Source organism: Flavobacteriaceae bacterium (genome assembly GCA_014075215.1).
GTDB lineage: Bacteria > Bacteroidota > Bacteroidia > Flavobacteriales > Flavobacteriaceae > Polaribacter.
In genome coordinates, this window is sequence record CP046177.1 from 1,205,651 (window position 1) to 1,231,011 (window position 25,361).

General features: G+C 34.8%; 23 protein-coding genes and 1 pseudogene. 11 read left to right on the forward strand and 13 right to left on the reverse strand.

Annotated elements, in window-relative coordinates; genetic code table 11:
• Positions 1-13 precede the first annotated feature (13 nt).
• From GKR88_06170 to GKR88_06205, 8 genes are all read left to right on the forward strand, one after another.
• Positions 14-730, forward strand: coding sequence for a DUF4369 domain-containing protein (locus GKR88_06170; GenBank protein ID QMU63920.1), 717 nt, complete (start codon positions 14-16; stop codon positions 728-730).
• A 591-nt stretch (positions 731-1,321) separates the two neighbouring features.
• Positions 1,322-1,759: a DUF4870 domain-containing protein gene (locus tag GKR88_06175; protein QMU63921.1), complete on the forward strand. Its 438-nt coding sequence runs from the start codon at positions 1,322-1,324 to the stop codon at positions 1,757-1,759.
• A gap of 152 nt (positions 1,760-1,911) precedes the next feature.
• A complete protein-coding gene (locus GKR88_06180; GenBank protein ID QMU63922.1) occupies positions 1,912-2,253 on the forward strand; it encodes a PadR family transcriptional regulator in 342 nt (113 codons plus the stop codon).
• Positions 2,246-3,871 carry a PspC domain-containing protein gene (locus tag GKR88_06185; GenBank protein ID QMU63923.1) on the forward strand — a complete coding sequence of 542 codons (1,626 nt, stop codon included), beginning with the start codon at positions 2,246-2,248 and terminating at the stop codon, positions 3,869-3,871. The genes GKR88_06180 and GKR88_06185 overlap by 8 nt, the downstream gene beginning before the upstream one ends.
• A 216-nt stretch (positions 3,872-4,087) precedes the next feature.
• Entirely contained in the window at positions 4,088-4,816 is a 729-nt protein-coding gene (locus GKR88_06190; protein ID QMU63924.1) for a DUF2807 domain-containing protein, read from the forward strand.
• A gap of 523 nt (positions 4,817-5,339) precedes the next feature.
• Positions 5,340-6,008, forward strand: a complete 669-nt coding sequence (locus GKR88_06195; GenBank protein ID QMU63925.1) for a hypothetical protein — start codon at positions 5,340-5,342, stop codon at positions 6,006-6,008.
• 128 nt (positions 6,009-6,136) lie between these two features.
• Positions 6,137-7,126 carry a pyruvate dehydrogenase (acetyl-transferring) E1 component subunit alpha gene (pdhA, locus tag GKR88_06200; protein QMU63926.1) on the forward strand — a complete coding sequence of 330 codons (990 nt, stop codon included), beginning with the start codon at positions 6,137-6,139 and terminating at the stop codon, positions 7,124-7,126.
• 3 nt (positions 7,127-7,129) lie between these two features.
• The gene (locus GKR88_06205) at positions 7,130-8,767 is read left to right on the forward strand and encodes a pyruvate dehydrogenase (GenBank protein ID QMU63927.1); all 1,638 of its coding nucleotides are present in this window, start codon (positions 7,130-7,132) and stop codon (positions 8,765-8,767) included.
• 371 nt (positions 8,768-9,138) lie between these two features.
• On the opposite strand, the gene GKR88_06210 is transcribed toward GKR88_06205, so the two are convergent.
• The 11 genes and pseudogenes from GKR88_06210 to hemA form a co-directional block, all read right to left on the reverse strand.
• Positions 9,139-9,498, reverse strand: coding sequence for a hypothetical protein (locus GKR88_06210; protein QMU63928.1), 360 nt, complete (start codon positions 9,496-9,498; stop codon positions 9,139-9,141).
• 331 nt (positions 9,499-9,829) lie between these two features.
• Entirely contained in the window at positions 9,830-10,567 is a 738-nt protein-coding gene (locus GKR88_06215; protein QMU63929.1) for a hypothetical protein, read from the reverse strand.
• Between the two features lie 55 nt (positions 10,568-10,622).
• Entirely contained in the window at positions 10,623-11,972 is a 1,350-nt protein-coding gene (locus GKR88_06220) for a 2-oxo acid dehydrogenase subunit E2 (GenBank protein ID QMU63930.1), read from the reverse strand.
• A 184-nt stretch (positions 11,973-12,156) separates the two neighbouring features.
• A complete protein-coding gene (hemF, locus tag GKR88_06225; protein ID QMU63931.1) occupies positions 12,157-13,056 on the reverse strand; it encodes an oxygen-dependent coproporphyrinogen oxidase in 900 nt (299 codons plus the stop codon).
• Between the two features lie 116 nt (positions 13,057-13,172).
• Positions 13,173-13,700, reverse strand: coding sequence for a GNAT family N-acetyltransferase (locus GKR88_06230; GenBank protein QMU66654.1), 528 nt, complete (start codon positions 13,698-13,700; stop codon positions 13,173-13,175).
• Positions 13,690-14,724 (reverse strand): uroporphyrinogen decarboxylase, encoded by a 1,035-nt coding sequence (gene hemE / locus GKR88_06235; GenBank protein ID QMU63932.1) that lies wholly within the window; start codon positions 14,722-14,724, stop codon positions 13,690-13,692. The genes GKR88_06230 and hemE overlap by 11 nt, the downstream gene beginning before the upstream one ends.
• A gap of 158 nt (positions 14,725-14,882) precedes the next feature.
• Positions 14,883-15,380 (reverse strand): protease complex subunit PrcB family protein, encoded by a 498-nt coding sequence (locus tag GKR88_06240; protein QMU63933.1) that lies wholly within the window; start codon positions 15,378-15,380, stop codon positions 14,883-14,885.
• A 6-nt stretch (positions 15,381-15,386) separates the two neighbouring features.
• Positions 15,387-16,673 carry a glutamate-1-semialdehyde 2,1-aminomutase gene (gene hemL / locus GKR88_06245; GenBank protein QMU63934.1) on the reverse strand — a complete coding sequence of 429 codons (1,287 nt, stop codon included), beginning with the start codon at positions 16,671-16,673 and terminating at the stop codon, positions 15,387-15,389.
• A 68-nt stretch (positions 16,674-16,741) separates the two neighbouring features.
• The gene (gene hemB, locus GKR88_06250) at positions 16,742-17,704 is read right to left on the reverse strand and encodes a porphobilinogen synthase (protein QMU63935.1); all 963 of its coding nucleotides are present in this window, start codon (positions 17,702-17,704) and stop codon (positions 16,742-16,744) included.
• Positions 17,694-19,283: a hydroxymethylbilane synthase gene (gene hemC, locus GKR88_06255; protein ID QMU63936.1), complete on the reverse strand. Its 1,590-nt coding sequence runs from the start codon at positions 19,281-19,283 to the stop codon at positions 17,694-17,696. Before hemC ends, hemB begins: the two co-directional genes overlap by 11 nt.
• 7 nt (positions 19,284-19,290) lie before the next feature.
• Positions 19,291-20,532 (reverse strand): annotated as a pseudogene (gene hemA / locus GKR88_06260) (glutamyl-tRNA reductase).
• Between the two features lie 203 nt (positions 20,533-20,735).
• Here hemA and GKR88_06265 point away from each other — a divergent pair.
• The 3 genes from GKR88_06265 (at position 20,736) to GKR88_06275 (ending at position 23,600) form a co-directional block, all read left to right on the forward strand.
• On the forward strand, positions 20,736-21,620 hold the full coding sequence (locus GKR88_06265) for a helix-turn-helix domain-containing protein (protein QMU63937.1): 885 nt from the start codon (positions 20,736-20,738) through the stop codon (positions 21,618-21,620).
• Positions 21,621-21,690: 70 nt separating this feature from the next.
• Entirely contained in the window at positions 21,691-22,710 is a 1,020-nt protein-coding gene (locus tag GKR88_06270; protein ID QMU63938.1) for a ferrochelatase, read from the forward strand.
• Between the two features lie 311 nt (positions 22,711-23,021).
• Entirely contained in the window at positions 23,022-23,600 is a 579-nt protein-coding gene (locus GKR88_06275) for a hypothetical protein (protein ID QMU63939.1), read from the forward strand.
• A 421-nt stretch (positions 23,601-24,021) separates the two neighbouring features.
• On the opposite strand, the gene GKR88_06280 is transcribed toward GKR88_06275, so the two are convergent.
• Positions 24,022-24,381, reverse strand: coding sequence for a hypothetical protein (locus GKR88_06280; GenBank protein QMU63940.1), 360 nt, complete (start codon positions 24,379-24,381; stop codon positions 24,022-24,024).
• 246 nt (positions 24,382-24,627) lie between these two features.
• A complete protein-coding gene (recR, locus tag GKR88_06285) occupies positions 24,628-25,245 on the reverse strand; it encodes a recombination protein RecR (GenBank protein ID QMU63941.1) in 618 nt (205 codons plus the stop codon).
• Positions 25,246-25,361: the final 116 nt, after the last annotated feature.

A 25,361-nucleotide genomic window follows, 5' to 3' on the forward strand; every position in this document is an offset into this window, starting at 1 on the left:
ATCAATATAGATCATGAAAAAAATTTTTATCTCCTGTCTGTTTATCACGCTTGCTTCCTGCTCTTCTAAAAAAGAAGGAAATATGATCGTTCAAGGTACTATCAAAAGGTTGCAAAAAGGAACTTTATATCTACAAAAAATGAACGATTCTATTTTGTTTTCCGTAGACTCGGTAACGATATATGGAAAAGATATGTTTAAGTTATCAGACAATGTTGATTCTCCCGAAATGTATTTTCTAACCTTTGATGGAAATACTACAGAGAAAAGAATTATGTTTTTTGGTGAACAAGGCACTATTACCATAAATGATCATATAGAAAAATTTGGCCTTAGCCCTGTTATTACAAGCTCTGAAAATCAGAAAGTAATGGACGATTATTTTAAAATGACCACACAATTCCAGAATAAACGTCTGAGTTTAATAGAAGAAGATTTCCTTGCAAGAAAAGAAAAAGATACTCAAAAAATAATTGAAATTCAAGAAAAATCAATGAATTTAATAAAACGCAGATATCTGTTTGCAACTAATTATGCCATTAATAATGCTCATTATGAAGCTGCTCCCTATATTGCTTTAACAGATTTGGCAGATGCCAATACAAAATTGCTGGATACTATTCACTCGTCTTTAAGCCCGGAAATAAAGCAATCTATGTATGGTAAAAAGCTGACTCGTTTCATAAAGAGGATCAAAGAAAATGAGAGGTATGACAGCATAACTAAATAAATAGAATCAGACTTAAAAGTTAGTTTGAAAGTTGCAAAGTATAAAAATTATACCATTTCTAATTTAAATAAAGTGATTGCCTTATTTGAGTACGATCAAACTATAATTTTCAGGCTTGAAGCTCTATAGCTGAACCAATATAAAATGTCATCATTTAAAGATCTATTGATCCTAAGGTCAAGAACTATAGCTGTCCTGATTCTTAATTCCAGTAGCGAAGCGGTCTTGTTTTAAAATGTGTCTACAGCTCTTATTTATGTCAAGTTATTTTGATTTGGCTATATAAATTAAAGATAGAGTCCTTTGCAAAATATGGATATATTCCGTATTTGAATTGATTTGACTTCAAATTTCTTCCTTCTCTAAAATATTAAATCCTCAAAACCAGCAGGTTACTCGGTTCAAAATTGTTCTTCGAGCGTCGAACTTTTTTGACAAATCAATGCTGCAAAGGTCTCAGGTAAATAACAATTCCCAGTCCATATCAGATAGAGAATAATGTTAAAAAATGTTAAATTTAGTACTATGCTTTGCATAATACTATTTTTTATATATATATTTGCATAGTAAAGTATTATATAAATAAAAAAGATGAAACATAATAGTGAAAATACAAATGCTTCTTTAATCCATATTTCTGCATTCGCAGGATTCATTTTTCCATTTGGAAGCATCATACTCCCATTGGTTTTATGGCAATCACTCAAAGACAGAAGTTCGTTTTTAGATGAACAAGGAAAAGAGGCTGTCAACTTTAATATTAGCTATGCACTTTATATGTTGCTTATCTCAATTACTACTATTCCGTTTTTTATAGGAAGCCTATTTAGAGATTATTGGCATTTTGATGAAAACTTCCGGAATCTGGATATAGATCTGGGTTTTGGAAATTTATTTGGATTATTTGCATTCGGATCCTTTGCAGGAATTATAGGACTCATTCGGATTGCATTGATCATATTAGCCACCATAAAGGTAAATAAAGGTGAACCTTATAAATACCCTCTTACCATTAAATTTATCAAATAGATATGATGATGTATTTCGATTTTAAAAAAACATATAGCTATTTAAATGCGTATCTTATTAAATATTTAATAATGAAGCCGGGACATCATTAGAACTGATAAGTTCTCTTAAAATACATAACAATTATATAAACATATTATAAACGACAATACATGAAGATAGAAAATACCAAAGCACAAATGCGTAAAGGCGTTTTAGAGTATTGCATTTTATCTATTTTGCAAAATGGCGATGCCTATACTTCTGAAATACTATCTGCCTTAAAAAGTGCAGAAATGATCGTAGTAGAAGGTACGATATACCCGCTACTCACCAGGCTCAAAAATGCAGGCCTGCTATCTTACAGGTGGGAAGAATCTACCTCAGGTCCGCCACGTAAATACTATGTACTCACGGAAAACGGAGGCATGTTTTTAAAAGAATTAAACAAAACATGGAACAATTTAATTAAAGCAGTTAACCAAGTAACCAGTAAAAAGAATAAAGATGAATAAAACCATAAATATAAACCTAGGAGGGTATTTTTTTCATATAGATGAATTGGCTTATCAAAAATTACGAAGATATTTAGATGCTATTGCCAAATCTTTAAGTAATGATGACCAGGGAAAGAATGAAATTATTTCCGATATAGAAATGCGTATCAGCGAACTGCTGTCAGAAAAAATTACAGATGTAAGGCAGGTTGTAAATGAGCAGGATATCAATGATATTATAAAAATCATGGGAGCACCTGAAGATTATGCCGAGACCGAAGAGACATATACGGAATCCGGAAGTGCATATAGAAGAAAACAGTCCGGTTACAAAAAACTATATAGAGATGGAGAGGACAGGCTCATAGGAGGGGTTGCATCCGGAATAGCACACTACTTTGATGTAGATGTCATTTGGATTCGACTGGCCTTTATTCTGTTCTTTATCGGAGGCGGATTTAGCTTGCTCTTATACATTATTCTATGGATTTTGCTTCCGGAAGCAAGAACTACAGCCGAAAAATTACAAATGGAGGGAACGCCTGTAAATATTGATAATATTGAAAAAAAAATTCGTAAAGAATTCCAGTCAATGACAGAAACCATTAAAGACGGTGCCAGTGAAGTGACCAGGAAAGTAAATGAAGGGTTAAAAAAAAACACAAGTAATGCCAGGTCGGGGTTCCAGGAATTTTTAGATACCATAGGTAATATCATTGTTACTTTTTTTAAAATCATCGGGAAGTTTATAGGAGTTATTTTAATTATTGTATCCGCAGCAATTTTAATTTCATTTATCATTGCACTCTTTTCAATTGGTAGTTTCGAAATTTTAGGAATAGAAGAAGATTTTGTACATATTCCACCTTTTTTAGACAGCTCCTTCTTTCCGGATTGGCTACTGGCTCTATGTCTTTTTATTCTTGTAGGGTTTCCCTTTCTCATTCTTTTTGTTTTAGGTTTAAGAATCCTTTCCAGTAATGTAAAGCAATTTAGCAAAACAACTTCGTTAAGCCTATTCGGAGTGTGGGTGGTAGCCTTATTAATGATCATTTTCACAGGTATAGAACACGGTACGTCTTATGCCGTTGACGGAAGCTCAATAGAAACCAAAACCTTACAAATTCAATCCGGAGATACACTAAGAATAGCCCTTGTAAATAACGACGGCCTGTATTACCAAAACAAGCTCAGGAGAAATTCAAGAACAGAGGAAGTATATGATAACGGCGTTCTGAAAACATATTCCAACTACATAAAAGTAGATGTGGAAAAAAGCAAATCCGATACGTATACACTAAGGCTCAGAAAAACTTCCAGAGGGAGAAATCGAAAAAACGCCAAGGAAAATGCACATGCTATGGAGTACAATTTTAAAATTGAAGAAAATTCACTAACCCTGGATGCTTATTTTCTTTCCAATATCAAAAATAGGTATAAAGACGAAAAAGTGTATGCAACCATATACATTCCGGAAAACAGTACTGTTTATTTCGACACATCCACCGAAGGTTTTTTACACGGAATTTACGATGCGGACAACAGATATGACAGCGATATGGCCACTCATTATTTCCTGATGACACCGGACGGACTGGACTGTACGGATTGTGAAGAAGAAGAAGACAATGAATAATATAGTTTTAAAGTTAGAAAGTGCCAAGTTTACAAGGTAGCTCAACTCAGGCTTTTACACTTTTCAACTTTCTAACTTTTGCATTGTATTTTTTTTTTAGAAAAATAAACGTTAAAATGATATAAAACGATTCAACCATAAAAAATGACAATTCAGTAAATTCCCTTTTGATTAAAGAACTTATTAAAAGACCTTTGACATATAAAATATAAAACCATGAAAACAACAACCATCAAAAAACTAAGTATTATTCTATTTATATCAGTATGTATATCCTCTTGTGGTATGGATATGTTCAACCGAATAGACGGAAACCGAAACGTAGTTACCCAAAAAAGAAAAATTAGCGACGATTTTACAAAAGTGAAAGTAAGCAGTGGAATTGACTTATATCTTACTCAGGGAAGCAAAAACGAGTTAGTGGTAGAAGCCGATGAAAACTTACACGACATCATTATCACCGAAGTAGAAAACGGAAGGTTAACTATTTATTCCGAAAAAAATATTTGGAGAGCAAAAGCAAAAAAAGTATACCTGACCGTAACCGCTATAGAAGCATTAAAAGCGACCAGTGGCAGCGATGTTTATTCCAAAAATATGCTAAAAGTAAAAGATTTTGACTTATCCGTAAATAGCGGAGCAGATGTCAATATTACTGTAGAAGCAGATACGATAACCACCAGTGCCAGTAGCGGTGCAGATTTAAAAGTTTCCGGAGAAGCGCATACTCATTTCAGTAGCGCAAGTAGCGGAAGTTCTATAAATGCCTATGCCCTAAAAAGTAAAAATGTAACCGTAAAAGTAAGCAGTGGTGCAGATATCAATATTTATGCATCGGAAACTATTAATGCAAGAGCAAGTAGTGGCGGAGATATTGATTATAAAGGTAATCCGGAAATAGTCAATAAGAAAACATCTTCCGGAGGAAGTGTCTCTAAAAGGTAATTATCATACCTTAATTGGAAAAATAGATTGATTATCTGCTATCATACCTAATGGTGTTTTTTGAATCGATGGTAAGATATTATAAAGACTAAAAGATTCAGGTTGACCTTGGAACTTTTAAAATTTCAAACTCAAAACTATACTTGGTTTTATTAGTTTACTCCGTAAAAGCTGTCCTTACTATAGGCGGCTTTTACTTTTAATCCAAAATGCTTTGAATAACATTTCAAATATTCCTTTGCATTACTTTTTATAGCAAATTTCCTTGTTATTTGAGTAAAAAATTACCTTTGTAATCCATTAAAAGTTTAAATGAGTTCAGTAACTAAATTAAAGGGAAAAATAATAAGAAACGTTATTTCATCAACATTTTTTTCTTTACTTAATCAAAAAATGGTACAGCTTGAAACTTTCTAACTTTCCAACTTTATAACTATATCATAAATTTTAACACTATCTAAACAGCTATATAAAACAACGGCACTATATTTGTGGCCTTGGTGTCTGATTTAATATTGATGTAATGCCCAAAAAAACATACTATATCTGCTTTTTCGTCTGCTTTTTATGCAGTTTTGCCATAAGTGCTCAAATAGACGAATCAAAAGGAGAAATAAAAAAAGGAGTTAAAAAAAGCATTACTGCCGTATCCGGGAAAGAAGTCAAAAAGCCTACTGTTCTGGAATCAAAAGATAAAAAAAGCGGTTTTAAGAATGCATACGATAAATCACAGCAAGAAAAAGAAAAAAAACAAAGAGAAAAAGATTTGGAAGAAAAAGGCATCTTGTCCAAAGCAAAAATTGCCGAAGAACGTTTTTTAAATTCATATACAAAAATAAATGCCAGATATTCAAAAATAGATCAAGATCTGGGGAGCTTCAGAACTCAATCAAAAAATATAAAAATCGTTTGCAGAGATTTTCAATACCCGGACGGAGATCGCGTTACCATTCTGGTAAATAATATTCCCGTTGTTTATAATATTACCTTAAGAAGAGCCTATCAGGTTTTTACCATTCCGTTACAAAAAGGCATCAATAAAATTGCATTTAAAGCACTCAATCAAGGTACATCCGGGCCTAATACTGCAGGGTTTAAAGTATATGACGAGTCCGGTAATTTAATTTCTTCCAATGAATGGAACCTTGCAACCGGAGCAAAAGCTACTTTACTCATAGCTAAAGATAAGTAATATACAAACAAAGTATCCGTAAATTGGTATTACTCTTTTTTATTTTATATAAAACAATTATTTTTGTTCAACCTATTACGAATACAAAAAGTGCATTATATAATAATAAATCATAATAGGCTATAGTAATGAAAAAAGTCACAAAACAAACCTATCTGAATTGGTATAAAGACATGCTTTTTTGGCGTAAATTTGAAGATAAGCTGGCATCGGTATACATTCAACAAAAAGTAAGGGGTTTTTTACATCTTTACAATGGACAGGAAGCAGTATTGGCAGGTTCTTTGCATGCAATGGACTTATCTAAAGACAAAATGATTACGGCCTATAGAAATCACGTACAACCCATTGGCATGGGCGAAGATCCTAAAAGAGTAATGGCAGAACTCTATGGTAAGGTTACGGGTACTTCCAAAGGCATGGGAGGCTCCATGCATATTTTCTCTAAAGAATTTGGGTTTTACGGTGGACACGGTATTGTAGGCGGTCAGATTCCTTTAGGTGCCGGATTAGCTTTTGCTGATAAATATAAAGGCAGTGACGGTGTTACACTTACTTATTTTGGAGACGGTGCTGCAAGACAGGGTTCTTTGCATGAAACGCTTAATATGGCCATGCTGTGGAAACTGCCTGTTGTGTTTATTGTTGAAAATAATGGCTATGCTATGGGAACTTCCGTTGAAAGAACCGCTAATCATACGGACATTTGGAAGTTAGGTTTGGGATATGAAATGCCCTGTGGTCCCGTAGATGGTATGAACCCGGTAAAAGTTGCCGAAGCCGTAGATGAAGCCATTCAAAGAGCAAGACGTGGTGACGGACCTACTTTTCTGGAAATGAAAACCTACCGCTACAGGGGACATTCCATGTCCGATGCGCAACACTACAGAACAAAAGACGAAGTGGAAGGGTATAAAAAAATAGACCCTATTACTCAAGTACTGGATATTATCAATGAAAAAAAATATGCTACCGATGAAGAGATTGAAACAATCAACCAAGAAGTAAAAGAGTTGGTAAAGGAATGTGAGCAATTTGCAGAAAATTCTCCATATCCCGAACCAAATCAATTATACGATGTAGTATATAAACAGGAAAATTACCCTTTTATCAAATAAATTATGGCAGTAATTGTAAATATGCCCAGATTAAGCGACACTATGGAAGAAGGTGTTGTAGCAAAATGGTTAAAAAGTATCGGAGATACAGTAGAAGAAGGGGATATTTTAGCCGAAATTGAAACCGATAAAGCCACTATGGAATTTGAATCTTTCAATGAAGGAGTGTTATTGCATATTGGTATCCGGGAAGGGGAAACTGCTCCTGTAGACACACTGTTGGCCATTATTGGCGAGGAAGGAGAAGATATCTCCGCCTTGTTGAACAACGACACAAACGATACAAAAGAAGTTCCCGAAAAAACCACTGAAGAGGTGAAACCAACGGAAACAATTGCATCCAATGCTACCACATCAGGTGTAGGATCAGTAGATATCCCCGATGGAGTGCAGGTAATTACCATGCCCAGATTGAGTGATACGATGACAGAAGGAACCGTAGCTTCGTGGTTAAAAAATATCGGAGATACAGTAGAAGAAGGGGATATTTTAGCCGAAATTGAAACCGATAAAGCCACTATGGAATTTGAATCTTTCTATGAGGGAACGCTGTTACATATTGGTGTCCGGGAAGGAGGTAGTGCGCTTGTTGACCATCTCTTAGCTATTATCGGTCCTGAAGGAACAGATGTTTCCGGTATGATTGCTGCTCATAAAAATAGTGCTTTACCAACAACAGAAAAAACCGATACGGATATTGCAAATACCCTGCAACAAGAAACAGTTAAAACAGCTACCGCTAAAGAAGTTCCGGTAATATCTAATAAGAATGATAGAATATTTGCCTCTCCCTTGGCAAAAAAAATAGCGAAAGACAAGGGTATTAACTTAGCAGATATCATAGGTTCCGGCGAAAATGGAAGAATTTTAAAGAGAGATGTCGAAAATTATACACCGGCAGCCATAACTTCGTCAGATATTAGTGCAACACCTGTCTCAAGTTTTACTCCGGCCGGTGAAGAACGTCTTGAGGAAGTAAAAAATTCTCAAATGCGTAAAGTAATTGCCAGGCGTTTAGGTGAATCTAAATTTACAGCACCTCATTATTATTTAACTGTTGAGTTAGATATGGACAACGCTATTGCTTCGCGTAAAACCATTAATGCCCTTCCGGATACGAAAGTATCCTTTAATGATATGGTAGTAAAAGCCTGTGCAATGGCATTAAAAAAACACCCTCAGGTGAATACCACCTGGAATGGCGATACTACTTTATATCATCATCATATTCATATAGGTGTTGCGGTCGCTGTGGATGAAGGGCTATTGGTTCCTGTCCTAAAACATACGGATCAGATGAGTTTGACTCAAATCGGCAGTGCCGTCAGAGAGTTGGCAGGAAAAGCTAAAAATAAAAAAATAGCCTCAAATGAAATGGAAGGAAGCACCTTTACGATCTCTAACTTAGGAATGTTTGGAATTCAAGAATTTACTTCCATTATCAATCAGCCTAACTCAGCCATTTTATCTGTTGGAACCATTCAAGAAAAACCTGTGGTAAAAAACGGTCAAATTGTTGTTGGCAATACGATGAAGATAACTTTGGCCTGTGATCACAGAACCGTAGACGGTGCTACCGGAGCTCAGTTTTTACAAACATTGAAAGCTTATTTGGAAAATCCCGTTGTCATGTTGGCCTAATTTTTCGGGTATAAAAAAACTTCGCATTGCTACGAAGTTATTGATATTGTGAAGTCAGATTTTAACTTTTATTTTCCTAAATACACAGTTGAAAATTTAGAAAGTTGAAAAGAACCTCATTTAGTTAACCCTTAAAAATAGGCTATTTGTTGGTTAGGTTTTATTATTAGAGTCCGATTTTTCTCTAACAAATTTTTGCACAGGTAACCAAAGGTATTAAGAACAAGCCAAAGAATTTCTTGTTTGAGTTTTCTCATTAATTTTTTGAAGTTGAACCCAGCGGCGGCCATCATAAAGTTGATACTATCTCCCATCTGACCTTTTAGGAAGTTGTTTGCTACCCTATGGTCTTGTTTAAGATGGGATATTGTTCATTCTTGCCCAATACGCTGACGAAAGTGAACTAGATCGCTGGCAGCGAAAGGTTGGCCACAACGTTGAACGGTAGCACCACCTAAATACTGAAAATAAGCGTTCACCTCCCAGTGTTCTTCTACCAAACGCTCATCGGATAAATTGTAAATGGACTTCAAAATCAAAAGTGAAATCATCAAACGAATCGGACGAGCAGGGAGACCTTTATCCGAATAGAACTTTGAAAACTCTTTATCAAAATAATACCAGTCTATCTCGTCTGCTAACAGATAAAGCTCATGCTTGGCATTCAATTGTTCCTGTAAGGTTGGAGCTAGAAAAGTTAACTGATTTTGAGGATTATTTTTTGAACGCATTTGACAAGGTTTTACAATACAATTTAAAAAACGTTGTCTTTTTTACAATAGTTCTCCAGGCTTTTTTGTATGAACTCATCTTGACTTTTTGTTTTTAACCGAAAATGAACTGAAATTTAACTAGATAAGGCACTTTTTGAAAGCTATAGCAGTGCTACAGGTAAGAAAAGTAACGAAATATAGGTGAATTTCAGTCATTTTTTAGGAAATAGAAAAAGTCAAGATGAGTTCTATATTAATAACTGAAATTCAATATGTTAAAATTTTTTTAAAGGTTGACTATTTAGGCATTGACTACTTTAAATTCAGAACTTTCAAACTTTAAACTAACCTACAGTTTCCTCACTTGTTGATTTGTAAAAATTTTCATTTCCAGTCCTCCGGCATCTATAGAAGCTTCCATATCGTTTTTTGATTGCACTCCTGTCACTCGGTCTATTTCGACTTTGCCTGTAATTTTTCCTGTACCTCCTCCGGAAACATCTCCTGATACTTCAACAAAAACCGTTTCTTTAGTAATTTCAGTAACCTTATACGTCATTTTCATTTTCATACCCTGTTCGTTTTTTTCAGTTGACCAAGTAGAGTCTACCGCTACTTTTTCTTCAGGATATTCTATACTGTTGGATTGCTCTTTAAACTGGGTTAAAGCCGGAACATTAGGTTCAACAGTACTTTCCGAAACCTCACCTAAGCTATTTGATGTACTCATAATAGTTGCTTTCATAAACGGTTCAAATTGAGCTTTCATTTGTTTACCCATTTCATCTAATTCATCATCACTTTTGGTGGAATCATAACTCATTACATTTCCTCCCTGCAGCATGTCCATACTAATGTTTTTTACTTTAATTGTAGAAGTATAAATACCTCCTTTAGCCTCCGAGATATTCATTGCCATTTGAATCTTCATATTCATTCCTCCGGCAGCGCCCATTTCCTGCTTCATATTCATGGTCATTTCATACTGATCTCCTTTATTGTATTTATATCTTAACAGTACGGATTCCTGAGCCATACACATCATATGAGATGCTATTAAAAATACTACGATTGATAATTTTTTCATTATTTGTTTCATTTAAGTTTATAGTTATGCTAATGTATATATTTTTTAGGAAATCTTAATTATATAAACTCCGGTCTACATCCCAAGCTTCCAAAGTATCTTTTAAGGTTTTAATAAACATCCCTCCCAATGCACCATTGACCACTCGGTGGTCATACGAATGAGATACAAACATTTTCTGGCGGATTCCTATAAAATCACCTTCGGAAGTTTCAATTACAGCAGGCATTTTTCTAATGGCTCCCAAAGCTAAAATAGCCACCTGAGGTTGATTAATAATGGGAGTTCCCATTACAGAGCCAAAACTACCAACATTCGTAACCGTATAGGTTCCTCCCTGTATCTCATCCGGTTTTAACTGGTTATTTCTTGCTCTATGAGCCAGGTCATTCACTTGTTTAGTCATCCCAACCAAATTCAACTGGTCTGCATTTTTAATAACAGGTACAATTAAATTGCCGTCCGGCAAAGCAGTAGCCATTCCTAAATGGATGCTTTTCTTTTTGATAATAGTATCACCCTGAACAGCAATATTGATCATAGGGAATTTCTTAATAGTTGACGCAACTGCCTGCATCAGAATAGGTGTAAATGTCAATTTTTCACCTTCTCTTTCCAGGAAAGCATTTTTTACCTTATTCTTCCACTTCACGATCCTGGTAACATCAATTTCAATAAAAGATTGTACGTGAACTGATGTTTGTACGGAAGCTACCATATGCTTTGCTATGAGTTTTCCCATTCGAGACATTGCTATCGTTTCATCTTCCGTATTGACAGTTAGCGGTGCTGCTTCGAATGTAGTTTCCTCAGTATCAGAGACTACTCTGACAGGTTCCGTTTGATTTGCCTGAAGCGGCTGAATATCTTCTTTTACAGCGGCAGGTGGTGTAATGGTCCTGTTTTTTATATGGGCTAGTATATCTTTTTTGGTAACTCTACCTTCTTTTCCCGTACCGCTAATCGTCTCCAGTTCCTGCATGGAAATACCTTCTGCCAGAGCTATATTCCTTACTAATGGCGAAAAGAATTTTCCGGATTCCGAGGTCTTCATCACCTGAAGACGTGTACTTTCTTTAGCAGCTGCTACCATTTTTTCGATCTCTTTTACTTCTTCCGTAATTGCTTCTTTTTCTACCGAAGTAACTTCAACTGCGTCTTCTCCTTCGGTATCAATCACTGCCATAGTTTGCCCGACTTTTACTACTGCCTCTTTATCTAATAAAATTTCAATAAGCTTTCCTGCTACTTCACTGGGCACCTCGGAATCTACCTTATCCGTTGCAATTTCTACAACGGCTTCATCTAACGCTACGGTATCACCCACTTCTTTTAACCAGTTGGTAATGGTTGCTTCTGCAACGCTTTCACCCATTCTAGGTAATTTCAGTTCAAATCTGGCCATTGATTGTTTTTATTTGTTTGCTACAAAAATAAGAAAATATCACGACTTTTATTTCATTTTACGGCATGAATTACTTTTCCTAAAAAACAATATGTTGAATTATTCTTAATAAATAAACAAATTATTGGTTTTTATACATATTTATCTTTAATAAGCATCCTTTTTTTATTAACTTAATAATTCACTAAATCCATGCTTTTGGATGAGAGAGCACCTCTAAAAGAGCCGCTTCTTTAGAATTTTCTGCAGGGCGGTCATTGTATTTCCACTGTACAGTGGGGGGCAAACTCATTAGAATACTTTCTATCCTGCCATTTGTTTTTAGCCCGAAAAGAGTACCTCTGTCATGTACTAAATTGAATTCTGCATAACGGCCTCTCCTAATTTCCTGCCAGTCTTTCTGAGCTTTTGTATACGTGTGATTTCTTCTTTTTTCTACAATAGGAATATAACTCTCCAAAAAGCTATTGCCCGCCTGAGTAACAAATTCATAACGGTTTTGTATGGAAAATACGGAAGTTTCTTTTAGGTAATCAAAAAACAACCCTCCTACCCCACGCGCTTCATTTCTATGAGCATTCCAAAAATAATGATCACATGCTTCTTTAAATGAGGGATAAAATGACGGGTGATGTGCATCACATGTTTTTTTACAAATCGTATGAAAATAAATGACATCTTCTTCAAAAAGATAATAAGGGGTCATATCCTGACCTCCGCCAAACCACTGTGTAACCCTATTTCCTGAGGCATCATACATTTCAAAATAGCGCCAATTGCCATGCACTGTAGGAATAAAAGGGTTTTCAGGGTGTAATACCAAACTCAATCCGCAGGCAAAAAAATCGCCTTCCTTTACCTTAAATTGTTTGCGCAATGAATCCGGTAATCTACCATAAACGGCAGAAATATTGACACCTCCTTTTTCAAAAACAGCACCGTTTTCCATAACACGTGTTCTTCCGCCGCCGCCTTTTCGTTCCCACAGATCTTCCTGAAAAACAACCTTTTCATCAACAGCTTCTAATCTTGATGTAATGATGTCTTGTAGTTCTAATATGTATTGATAAAATTGTTCTTTCATGGATTATTTTTCAGGATTTTACAGGTAAAATATATTTCATATAATCTGTTATAATATCATTTTAAAGCTGAGAACTTTAAACCCGAAACTTTCTAACTTGAAACGGTGTAAAAATATCATCCGTATAATTCATATAATTCCATATCCATCGGAGTACCTCCCGGAGGTGTGTATGCATTTATCAACTTTTTTTGCCATACAAAATGACATTTTTGAGCAACTCTGATACTGGCAATATTACTTTTATGAACTATGATTTGCAGTGTTTTCAGGTTTAATTTTTGAAAAGCGTAGCTTGATAATATGCTCACCACTTTTGTCGTTAGGCCTTTTCTTTCCCAATTATAATCAATACAGTATGCTAATTCTCCCTGCTGTTTTTGCCAATCTAACTCTTTAATATATACCAAAGCAATCATTTGTGAGTTATCCTCTTTTTTTACCGTAAACAAGTATTCTTCATCAGTTTCAAACGCTTTTGATTTTACTTCTGCAAATATTTTAGATGCAGGTAGTGTTCGGTTTTGTGCAAGCATTAATGGAAAAAATAATCTCATTCTATCTTCATTTGCGATGGCAAAATTGTACAAAACACTATCGTCTTTTTTGGTTATTTTATGTATGATAAACGAATCAAAAACCATCAACTTTATATTCTTTTACTGCATCTACAAAGGCTTTGGCATTCTCAATCGGGATGTTAGGTAAAATCCCATGACCGAGATTTACAATGTACCTGTCTTTTCCGAAGGCATCAATCATTTGATGCACCATTTTTTTGATGTCTGCCGGCGGAGATAACAATCTTGAGGGGTCAAAATTCCCTTGCAATGTTATTTGCCCTCCAGTAAGGTACCGAGCATTTATGGCTGTACACGTCCAATCTATACCCAAAGCGGCTGCTCCGGATTTCGACATCTCATGTAGTGCAAACCAACATCCTTTTCCAAAAGCAATTACGGGGGTCTCATCTTTTAATGCATCGATAATTTGCTGAATATATTGCCAGGAAAACTCCTGGTAATCAGCTGGGGATAGCATGCCCCCCCAAGAATCAAAAATCTGTACCGCATTGACTCCTGCAACAACTTTTCCTTTTAAGTAGGCAATGGTGGTATCTGTAATTTTTTGTAATAACTGATGTGCCGCAACAGGATTTGTAAAACAAAACCCTTTTGCTTTGTCAAAATTCTTAGAGCCCTGACCTTGTACAATATAACATAAAATAGTCCAAGGAGAACCGGCAAAACCAATTAATGGAATTTCATGGTTTAATTTTTCTTTGGTAGCTTTTACGGCCTGATAGACATAGTCCAGTGTTTCATATACATCAGGAATAACCACATTATCTACTCCTTTTTGATCTCTTACCGGATTTGGTAAATAGGGACCAAAATCAGGTTTCATTTCTACTTCAATATTCATTGCCTGCGGGACTACCAGAATGTCTGAAAATAAAATGGCAGCATCCATTTCATATCTGCGAATAGGTTGTACGGTAATTTCCGAGGCCAATTCCGGAGTTCTGCAACGCGTAAAAAAATCATACTTTTTTTTGATTTCCATAAACTCGGGCAAATAACGTCCGGCCTGGCGCATCATCCATACAGGGGGTCTTTCCACTACCTCTCCTTTTAAGGCTTTTAGAAATAAATCGTTTTTTACCATGATATCTTATTGTTTGAGACCTTTGCAAAATAGTGATATATTCCGTATTGAAATTGATTTGGCTTCAAATTTCTTCCTTCTCGAAAATTTTAAATCCTCAAAACCAACAGGTTATTCCGGTTTAAAATTTTCTTCGGGTGTCGAACTTTTTTGCCAAATCAATTTTGCAAAGGTCTCTGTTCTTCTTTAATAAATACAAAATGACCTTCTTTTTTCTCAATTTTTATCAAGTGATAAGGTTGTGTAATGACCGTGGTTACAAATTCACCCGGAGCAGGTTTTTTAATACGATATATCACTGTAGTCGTATCATTTTTCTGAACTACCTTATTTATTTCCGCCCGGATTCCTCCTGTATTTCTGATAGTATCAAAAACACCTATAACGGTTTCTTTGGAAAAAGACACAGGCATTTCCTGAAAATCAGAAGAAACCGTATTTACGGAATTCATCTTATTTAATAAAGAATCCCATTTTTTTTGGTCAGAAATAACAATAGTATACTTGTTAATATTTTCCGCTCCGTTGCCGTATAAAACTCCCTGAGAAATGGTTACAAAATTGACATTGTTGCTCTCAGTATTTGTTGTGTTTACGATTGCAGTTTTACACTTCATCAACCCCACAAAAAATACAAGTATTACTATACGAATCATCCTATTTTAGTTTTGTAATTTCTCAAATGATTTTTCAACCGCTTTTTCAATGACTCTAATATCCTCTTCTGTGAGAGCAGAGGACAAAAACCATGATTCGAATTGAGAGGGCGGTAAAAACACTCCGTTCCTAATCATTCCCCAAAAGAATATTCCAAATTTTTCCATATCCGAAGTTTGTGCCTCTTCAAAATGGGTTATCTTAACTTTTGTAAAAAACGGATTCAACATGGAACCAAATCTGTTCACTGTCACATCAACACTATACTTCTCTGCAGTATTTAATAGAATCGTTTCTATCTGCTGACCATTCTTTTCAAACTGAGCATACGGGTTTTGCCTTTTTAACTCGGTTAAAGTTGAAATTCCTGCTGCCATAGCCACCGGATTTCCACTTAAGGTTCCTGCCTGATACATTTCTCCCAAAGGTGCTACCATCTCCATAATTTCATTTCTTGCACCGTAAGCTCCTACGGGAAAGCCTCCGCCAATTACTTTCCCTAAGCAGGTAATATCTGCCACTACATCAAACAATTGCTGTGTCCCTCCAAATGTAGCACGAAAGCCTGTCATTACCTCATCAGCAATTAAAAGAGCTCCTTTTGATGTTAGATACTCTTTCAGTTCTTTTAAAAAGTCATTTTGAGGAATTACCACTCCCATATTTCCTGCTACCGGTTCAATAATTACTCCTGCAATATCATGGTGGTCTTCAAAATGTTTTTTTACACTATCCAAGTCATTATAGGTAGCAAGTAACGTATTTTTTACAGCTTCTTCCGGGACTCCTTTACTTCCCGGCAAACTTAAGGTAGCCAAACCGGAACCTGCTGCCACTAACAGTGCATCCTGATGACCGTGATAGCAACCGGAAAATTTGATAATCTTATTCTTTCCGGTATATGCCCGTGCCAGGCGAATGGCACTTAATACAGCCTCTGTCCCCGAATTTACAAAACGAATTTTATCTATTCCAAAAAAGGCATCACAAATAATTTTAGCCAATTTAATTTCATTTTGAGTAGAGGCTCCAAACGAATATCCGTTTTTCAGTGCTTTGGTGATTGCTCTTTGTACTTTTCTATGTCGATGCCCTAAAATCATTGGGCCATAAGACAGTACCAAATCCACATACCGGTTGCTGTCCACATCCATAATGGTTGATCCTTTCGCCCTTTTAATAAATAACGGGTTCCCTCCTACCGAAGCAAAGGCCCTTACCGGTGAATTTACAGCCCCTACTAAATGAGTAAGCCCTGTTTTATATAATCTTTGTGATTTTTGAAAATCCATTCTTTACTAATTATTCATGGTTACACTAACCCACTGCTACATTGTTACATTAATTCATTATTACATTGCTACATTAAACCCCGTGCCACTTCTTTTGCAAAATACGTAATGATAATATCTGCACCTGCCCGCTTCATAGATAATAAGCTTTCCAGCATTACTTTTTCTCCGTCAATCCATCCTCTTTCTGCTGCTGCTTTTATCATCGAATATTCTCCGCTTACATTATAGCAGGCAATTGGTCTATCGAAAGTTTCTTTTAAATCACGAATGATGTCTAAATATGACAATGCCGGTTTTACCATCAAAATATCGGCCCCTTCCAGGTCATCAACATAAGCTTCCCGAAGGCTTTCTCGCCTATTTGCAGGATCTATTTGATAAGTACTTCTATCTCCAAATGCCGGAACTGAATCTGCCGCATCTCTAAAAGGGCCATAAAATGCCGAGGCATATTTTACCGAATACCCCATAATTGGTAAATCTCCAAATCCGGTATTATCTAACGCTTCTCGGATTACCCGGATGGTTTCGTCCATCATCCCCGAAGGAGCCAGCATATCAACTCCTGCCCTGGCATGAGAAACAGCCTGCTTTGCTATATTTACAAGAGTCATATCATTATCTACATCGTTGTTATGGATCACTCCGCAATGGCCATGTGATGTATATTCACAAAAACAAACATCTGTAATTACATACAAATCCGGATAGTTCTTTTTGATAAAACGAATGGCTTGTTGTATGATTCCGTTATCATTCCATGTTTCTGTTCCTTCGTCATCTTTATTCAACGGTACTCCAAATAACAACACTGCCGGAATATTCAATGTTACCACTTCATTCAGTTCTTTGGAAATCGTGTCTAAAGAATAACGTTTGATTCCCGGCATGGAAAGAACTTCAGACTCGATATTTTTTCCTTCTTCTATAAATAAAGGGTAAATAAAATCGTCTACGTACAACTTAGTTTCCTGTACCAATCGTCTGATTCCTTCTGATTTTCTTAGTCTTCGAGTCCTATTGTACATAATGAAGATTTACGAGTTCTATCACACTTTCTACCGTAGGTACTTTTGCCACTTCTACGATAGAAAAATATTTTCTTGCTGCTTTTGCAGTAGACTCTCCAATGCAAAATGCCACTTTATCCGTATTGTTTTTTTGAACATAACTCTCTACCGTAGACGGACTGTAAAATAAAACCCCACTTACATTATCCCTGACATCCGAAGGACTATACACTGTTTTATAAGCCTCTATTTCATTCACTGTGATTCCGTTTTCGGACAAAATAGCCGGTAACGTATCCAACCGAAGATCACTACAGAAATACGTTACTTCCTGTCCTTTCAATTCTTTTGAAAGATATGCAGCCAATTTTTCGGCATTTTTTTCAGAATGCTTTACCGGGCCTATTTTTTGTTCAATTAATTTCCTAGTTCTTCTCCCTACACAAAAGATATTTTTAAATTTTAACTCACTTTTAGTAAAGCTATTTAGAATCGCTTCCACTCCATTTTTACTGGTGATGATACTATTTTCAATTTCATTTTTCATCACTTTCATAGCAATTCTGTTAAATCGTATTTTGATGAAGTCTGAACTATCAGAAGCAATATCATCATGAAATAGTTTTGCCTGACTTTCAGAGAGCGATTTGGTAGCATACACAACGACTTTCTTTTCCGTCATATTGTCCATATCCTCCATTATTAATTGCCTTCCGCCTCTATTTAAAATATAGTCAGCGCAATCTTTCGCCAGATATTTATGTTGATTCAAAGGAACATTTTTAGAAACCCGAATTTTTTTAGTTCCATCTTTACTTAATAAAATCCCTTTAAAATTTATTTCTTCTGCTTTCTCATTTATATATGCCAAAGCACCTATAGGTGCTGTACAGCCTCCTTCCAACCGGTTTAAAAATGCTCTTTCTATCCCGGTACATAGTTCTGTTTCTCTGTGATTTAACTGCTTGCATATATCTTTTATATGCATATCTTCTTCTAAAGAAGTAATCATAATAGCCCCTTGAGCCGGTGCGGGAATCATCCAGGAGAGGTTAACAGCTCCCTTTGACCTCATTCCTAAACGTTCTAAACCGGCTGCTGCAAATATGGCCCCATTCCAGTTATTATCTGCTAACTTTTCCAGTCGTGTATTCACATTCCCTCTTATATCTACAACTTTGTGTGTGGGATATCTATTTAACCATTGCGCCTTTCTTCTCAAACTTCCCGTGGCAATGGTTGCTTCTTTTTGTGCAAAAAACTCTTCATTATCTTTTAAAACCAGAATATCATTATAATTTGCACGCTTTAATACTGCAACCTGAATAATTCCTTTTGGTAATACGGTTGGTACATCTTTCATAGAATGTACTGCAATATCTATTTCATTATTCAGTAAAGCAATATCCAAATTACGGGTAAATACCCCGGAAATTCCTATGGTATATATCGGTTTATCCACTATCATATCTCCGGCAGATTTTACGGGTACCACTTCGGTTTGATATCCTAGTTCTTCGAGCAGCTCCCGGACTTTTTTTGCCTGCCACAAGGCTAGCTTGCTATCGCGAGTTCCTATTTTAATGATTTTTTGCATCGATGAGTTAGTTCGCTCCAAAGATCCTGGACATTATCTGTATGCTCTCATTCACGGAAGTTTTTTCTTCTTTCAGATGCTGTACAAATCGTGTAGTTATTTTTTGAATAAACCTTGAAGTCACTAATTCCGCCTGATCTTCATCGAAATCTTCCATTTTCTTCTTATGAAAATTAATCTCATCTTTTTTTATTATTTCCAAAGATTCTTTTAATGCGTTAATAGCGGGCATTAACTTTCTGTGATGCAACCAATCATGAAACTCTTTTTTATACGTTTCAATAATAGCCTCTGCAACAGGAATTTCTTTTTGTCGAAGTGCTAAAGTTTTATCCGTAATTTTTGAAAGCTGATCTATATTGATCAATGAAATATTAGTACGTTCTTTGACAGTTACAGCCACATTTTCCGGTATTGATAAATCCAATATCATTAAGGGATTATCCGAAGAGATATGTTACCCGGTAATGGTGGGTTTGTTAGCACTAGTAGCAACAATCAGTACATCTGCCGTAGCAATTTCAGATCTCAAATGCACTATGGCAGATTTGTGAATTGAAGGATATTCTTTTACAAAGGTTTCTGTCTTTTTTTCTGTTCTGTTAATTAAGGTAATTGATTTATTTTTGGTATATTCGACAAGATTCTTACATATACTCTTACCTATCTTGCCTAAACCAAAGACTACTATTTTCCTGGAATTATAATCCGGTAAATTATGAATAACGTATTGAACGGCAGCATAAGAAACCGAAGTGGTTCCCGAGCTCAATTTGGTATTATTCTTTACTTTTTTACTGGCTTGAAATACTAAGTTCAGCAATCGTTCCAGATATGCATTAGTGGTCTTTGCTGTTTTTGAAAGTTTGAAGGCTGCTTTTAACTGCCCTACAATCTCATAATCACCCAAAATCTGGCTTTCCAAACCACAACCAATTCTAAACAAGTGTGCTATTGCATCTTTATTTTTATAAACATTAGATATTTTAGCAAATTCTTCCACATTACCCTCGGAATACTTACACAACAATTTAATTAGTTGATAAGGATGCTCCACAAAACCGATAATTTCCGTTCTGTTACATGTAGCCAATACTAAAACACCTTCATAACCCAAAGATTTTGCTTCTTTCAATAAAGCAATTTGATTTTCTTTAGTCAAATTATACTTTCCTCTAATATGTGCATCGGCTTTTCCATAGTTGACACCTGCATTGTACAAATTAAGATGGAAGTCTTTTAAAGGCATATTCTTAAAACGTTCACAAAAATAACAACATAAACCAGATAAAAATGTCGCTAAAAGTACTTTTTATGTCGTTCGATGTTTTTTATGTATGAATCTTATTATTCATTTTTAAAAATGATTTACTTTTGTAGTTATAACAGTAGGTTATTTATTTGTTATTTGGAATAATTCTAAATAAAAATTTTAAAAACAGTATTGTATTCATGTTTAAAAGTGTCGTTGAAAGTACGGTTGAAGAAATATATGTAGAGGACGGTTTTTATCTGCTTTATTTCCAAAATGAGAGTACTGAAAATCAGTTATTTCAAAAAGATATAGACAGTACGTATATACAATTACATTTCTGTCTAAAAGGGGCTTCTAAATTTTTATTTAACAATGGAGCGTACACTTTTGATGTATTAGACAAAAGGTCCATTCTCTTGTATAATCCTCAAAGAAGATTACCTATTAATTTAGTCATAAATCCTAAAACAACTTTAGTCTCTCTGTTAATCTCCATAGAAAAATTTCACTCTTTATTCACCAAAGAAGCCGGATATATTCATTTTTTGAGCAATGACAATGCTAATAAGAAGTATTACAATGACGAAAGCATAAAACCTACGGTTTTAATTGTCTTACAACAAATAATTAACACCGGTGTCAATAGCTCAGTAAGAGACTTATACGTTAAAGGTAAAATCTATGAATTATTGAGTCTTCATTTTCAAAAAGACGATATGTATACCGGAGAATACTGCCCGTTTTTAGTTGATGAGCAAAATGTTTTAAAAATCAGAAAAGCCAAAGATATGATTATTGCAAAGATGGTGGATCCTCCCGGTTTACAGGAATTAGCTAATGAGACAGGTCTAAATATTAAGAAATTGAAAGAAGGCTTTAAACAAATTTACGGTGATACCGTGTATGGTTTTTTATTTAATTACAAAATGGAACACGCGAGAAGATTATTAGAGAGCAATCAACATAATGTGAATGAAGTGGGATTAAAAATCGGGTACAGTACTGCCAGTCATTTCATAGCTGCCTTTAAGAAAAAGTTTGGTACAACACCGAAGAAATATATCATGAGTTTGCATCAATAGTTGATGATTGATGGTAAAATTAAAAATTTTGAAAAAGTTTAAACGAGTTCATTATCTAAATAAATAATATATGAAAGGAGTTTTATTAGTTAACCTGGGATCGCCTGATAGTACAAAAACAAAAGATGTACGGAAGTATCTGGGTGAGTTTTTAATGGATGAACGGGTTATAGATATTCCTTACTGGAAACGTTTTTTATTAATTAAAGGAATTATTTTAAATGTTCGCCCCAAGAAATCTGCAGCTGCTTATAAAAAGATTTGGCAGAAAGGAGGATCTCCTTTGATTGTGATTTCCAAACGCTTTTCTAAAAAAGTAGCCGATAAAACAGATATTCCCGTTGCACTTGCTATGCGTTATGGATCTATGAGTATTGAAAAAGGATTGAAAGAACTGACAAATAAAGGTGTAACTGAGGTTTTATTAGTACCTCTTTACCCACATTATGCCATGTCTTCTTATGAGACCGTTGTAGCAAAAGCGGAGGATGTGATTGCTAAAAATAACCTGAAAGTAACAATGGATATACTTCCTGTTTTTTATAATGATAAAGAATATATCAAAGTCATGAGTGTTACTATTCGGGAGCATTTAAACGGTTTCGAGTATGATCATATTTTGTTTTCATACCACGGCATTCCCGAACGTCATATTTTAAAATCAGATACCACCGGGAACCATTGCAAAATTGATGGCAGTTGTTGCGAAACTCCTTCCGAAGCTCATAAAACTTGCTATAGACATCAGTGTTTTGAGACCACAAAAGAAATCGTCAAAGCATTGGGGTTAAAAGAAGGAACTTATAGTAATTCTTTTCAGTCCCGTTTACTAAAAGACCCCTGGTTAAAACCCTATACAGATCTCGAATTGGAAAAATTACCAGGTGTAGGAAAGAAAAAATTGGCTGTGGTTACACCTGCTTTTGTTGCTGATTGCCTGGAGACTCTGGAAGAAATTGCCATGGAAGGGAAAAAAGATTTTTTACAAGCCGGAGGAACTGCTTATAAATATATTCCGTGTATGAATGATAATGATGATTGGGTAGATGTAATGGTAAACTGGGTGAACAACTGGAAAAATAATACATAGAACTCATTTAAACTTTTTGGATGTAAGCGAAAATTAGAAGTTTTTAGGGCTGTTGAAAGCTTTTTTGAGTTGCAAGGCAGCGCTACGGAAGGAAAAAAAGACAAAAACAGAGCGGAAAACAGTAATTTTTTAGCAAATTGAAAAAGTTTAAATGAGTTCATTAAAAACTTTTTAATGGAATGGTAAACGTAAGAAAATATTTTAACATTTCGCTAAACATTAAACAGTAAAATGATTTTGATTTTTTTGTATCTTTGGTGTTGGTAATGCAAATATCTCATAAGATTTGCAAACCCTTATAAATATTTTATATGTTATATTTAGTTAAAGAAATATTTAAAAGTCCCGCAGGAAGTTTTGGATCAATGTTTGCTTTATGTTGTCTAATATTTTTCCTTGTTTATAAAGCAGGGAAAATTGTAGAAAGATTCAGAGTTGTAGATGTACTAAAAGGAAGTATTGATAAAATCAAAGAAGACATATCTGAAATAAAAGCATTTATTCAAGTATTCAAACAATCTAATAATCCATTTGCACAAGCACAAAGCCCAATATCTCTTACAGAAGTAGGGAGTAGAGTTTCTGATGATATTAACGTGAAAAGAATTATTGACAAAAATTGGGGAGCCTTAGAAAAGAGAATAAAATCTGAATTAAAAAAAGATTTTAATCCTTACAATATTCAAGAAATCTGTTTTGAGATTGGAGAAAAATATTCAAAAATTACATCAGAAGAAGAATTTGATTTTATTAAAAACTATGCTTTTAAAAAAGGATATAACTTATCGGATTTTGACCTTTTATTTGGCGTAATGATAAGGGATAATTTTTTTGAAAAAGAAAGGATTAATATTAAAAATATTGATACTTACGACCCAAATAAAAAGTAATAATTGATGCAGGAATGAAGTATAAAGCCAATTCTTTAGCAACAAAAGAGGGTTTACAAAAAGTAAAACTTGAGATGATAAAATGGTATGTTGCTTTGTTTGTAATGTTTACATTAATGATAGCCGGATTGTATTTGAAGTAATAAGTACGTATTGAGTGTTAGATTTAATTAGTTAACCCTTAAAAATAGGCTATTTGTTGATTAGGTTTTATTATTAGAGTCCGATTTTTCTCTAACAAATTTTTGCACAGGTAACCAAAGGTATTAAGAATAATCCAAAGAACATCTTCTTTGAGTTTTCTCATTAATTTTTTGAAGTTGAACCCAGCGGCGGCCATCATAAAGTTGATACTATCTCCCATCTGACATTTTAGGAAGTTGTTTGCTACCCTATGGTCTTGTTTAAGATGGGATATTGTTCATTCTTGCCCAATACGCTGACGAAAGTGAACTAGATCACTGGCAGCGAAAGGTTGGCCACAACGTTGAACGGTAGCACCACCTAAATACTGAAAATAAGCGTTCACCTCCCAGTGTTCTTCTACCAAACGCTCATCGGATAAATTGTAAATGGACTTCAAAATTAAAAGTGAAGTCATCAAACGAATCGGACGAGCAGGGAGACCTTTATCCGAATAGAACTTTGAAAACTCTTTATCAAAATAATACCAGTCTATCTCGTCTGCTAACAGATAAAGCTCATGCTTGACATTCAATTGTTCCTGTAAGGTTGGAGCTAGAAAAGTTAACTGATTTTGAGGCTTATTTTTTGAACGCATTTGACAAGGTTTTACAATACAATTTAAAAAAACGTTGTCTTTTTTACAATAGTTCTCCAGGCTTTTTTGTATATTAATAACTGAAATTCAATATGTTAAAATTTTTTTAAGGGTTGACTAATTAAGTTTAATTATTTTTTCCAAATTTGATTTTTTTCTTGGAATTATCTAAAGTAAAATAGACCTGAAAATTTCACTTAAAATATTTAAAAATAAAGGTAAATCCCTTATAAGTAAAGGGTTTGTTTAACTTTTAAGTGATTGCTCAAATGGTATCCGGTTCAATATACTCCTCCCTAATGTAACTTCGTCTGCGTACTCCAACTCGTCTCCTACCGAAATTCCTCTTGCTATAGTTGAAATAACAATATCATATGCTTCAATTTGTTTGAATACATAAAAGTTAGTAGTATCTCCTTCCATAGTAGAACTCATAGCAAAAATTAATTCTTTAATTTCTTTATTTTTTATTTTCTCTACCAAACTATCTATTTCCAGATCTTGTGGCCCAACTCCTTCAATAGGTGAGATTCTTCCTCCCAGTACATGGTATAAACCCTTATATTGAGAGGTACTTTCAATGGCCATTACATCACGAATATCTTCTACTACGCAAACCATTTCAGGGTTTCTATTTGAGTTAGTACAGATATCACATAATACAGTATCAGAAATATTATGACATTTCCGGCATGATTTTATATCTGACCTTAAACATTGCAAAGATGCTGTCAGAGAATGAGTGTCTTCAACAGGCTGTTTTAGCAAATGTAATACCAAACGTAATGCCGTACGCTTTCCTATTCCCGGTAAACGAGCTACTTCTTCCACAGCATTTTCAAGAAGCTTTGAAGAAAAATTCATAGTGGACAAAATTACGAATTATGAATAATGAATGGTCAAAAGTTCCAGATAAAATAATACTCGTTATATAAATTTTCCTGTACTATTCTTTTCTCTTTAACCCGGATTTTAATCAC

Bases quoted from the DNA above. Each gene is read 5' to 3' on its own strand.
- GKR88_06265 (QMU63937.1), top strand. From the start codon at position 20,736: ATGTTTAAAAGTGTCGTTGAAAGTACGGTTGAAGAAATATATGTAGAG.
- GKR88_06205 (QMU63927.1), top strand. From the start codon at position 7,130: ATGGCAGTAATTGTAAATATGCCCAGATTAAGCGACACTATGGAAGAA.
- GKR88_06275 (QMU63939.1), top strand. From the start codon at position 23,022: ATGTTATATTTAGTTAAAGAAATATTTAAAAGTCCCGCAGGAAGTTTT.
- hemF (QMU63931.1), bottom strand. From the start codon at position 13,056: ATGAAAGAACAATTTTATCAATACATATTAGAACTACAAGACATCATT.
- GKR88_06280 (QMU63940.1), bottom strand. From the start codon at position 24,381: ATGCGTTCAAAAAATAAGCCTCAAAATCAGTTAACTTTTCTAGCTCCA.
- pdhA (QMU63926.1), top strand. From the start codon at position 6,137: ATGAAAAAAGTCACAAAACAAACCTATCTGAATTGGTATAAAGACATG.
- GKR88_06195 (QMU63925.1), top strand. From the start codon at position 5,340: ATGCCCAAAAAAACATACTATATCTGCTTTTTCGTCTGCTTTTTATGC.
- GKR88_06230 (QMU66654.1), bottom strand. From the start codon at position 13,700: ATGGTTTTTGATTCGTTTATCATACATAAAATAACCAAAAAAGACGAT.
- recR (QMU63941.1), bottom strand. From the start codon at position 25,245: ATGAATTTTTCTTCAAAGCTTCTTGAAAATGCTGTGGAAGAAGTAGCT.
- GKR88_06210 (QMU63928.1), bottom strand. From the start codon at position 9,498: ATGCGTTCAAAAAATAATCCTCAAAATCAGTTAACTTTTCTAGCTCCA.
- GKR88_06170 (QMU63920.1), top strand. From the start codon at position 14: ATGAAAAAAATTTTTATCTCCTGTCTGTTTATCACGCTTGCTTCCTGC.
- hemB (QMU63935.1), bottom strand. From the start codon at position 17,704: ATGTACAATAGGACTCGAAGACTAAGAAAATCAGAAGGAATCAGACGA.
- GKR88_06180 (QMU63922.1), top strand. From the start codon at position 1,912: ATGAAGATAGAAAATACCAAAGCACAAATGCGTAAAGGCGTTTTAGAG.
- GKR88_06240 (QMU63933.1), bottom strand. From the start codon at position 15,380: ATGATTCGTATAGTAATACTTGTATTTTTTGTGGGGTTGATGAAGTGT.
- GKR88_06215 (QMU63929.1), bottom strand. From the start codon at position 10,567: ATGAAAAAATTATCAATCGTAGTATTTTTAATAGCATCTCATATGATG.
- GKR88_06220 (QMU63930.1), bottom strand. From the start codon at position 11,972: ATGGCCAGATTTGAACTGAAATTACCTAGAATGGGTGAAAGCGTTGCA.
- hemL (QMU63934.1), bottom strand. From the start codon at position 16,673: ATGGATTTTCAAAAATCACAAAGATTATATAAAACAGGGCTTACTCAT.
- GKR88_06185 (QMU63923.1), top strand. From the start codon at position 2,246: ATGAATAAAACCATAAATATAAACCTAGGAGGGTATTTTTTTCATATA.
- GKR88_06175 (QMU63921.1), top strand. From the start codon at position 1,322: ATGAAACATAATAGTGAAAATACAAATGCTTCTTTAATCCATATTTCT.
- GKR88_06270 (QMU63938.1), top strand. From the start codon at position 21,691: ATGAAAGGAGTTTTATTAGTTAACCTGGGATCGCCTGATAGTACAAAA.
- GKR88_06190 (QMU63924.1), top strand. From the start codon at position 4,088: ATGAAAACAACAACCATCAAAAAACTAAGTATTATTCTATTTATATCA.
- hemE (QMU63932.1), bottom strand. From the start codon at position 14,724: ATGGTAAAAAACGATTTATTTCTAAAAGCCTTAAAAGGAGAGGTAGTG.
- hemC (QMU63936.1), bottom strand. From the start codon at position 19,283: ATGCAAAAAATCATTAAAATAGGAACTCGCGATAGCAAGCTAGCCTTG.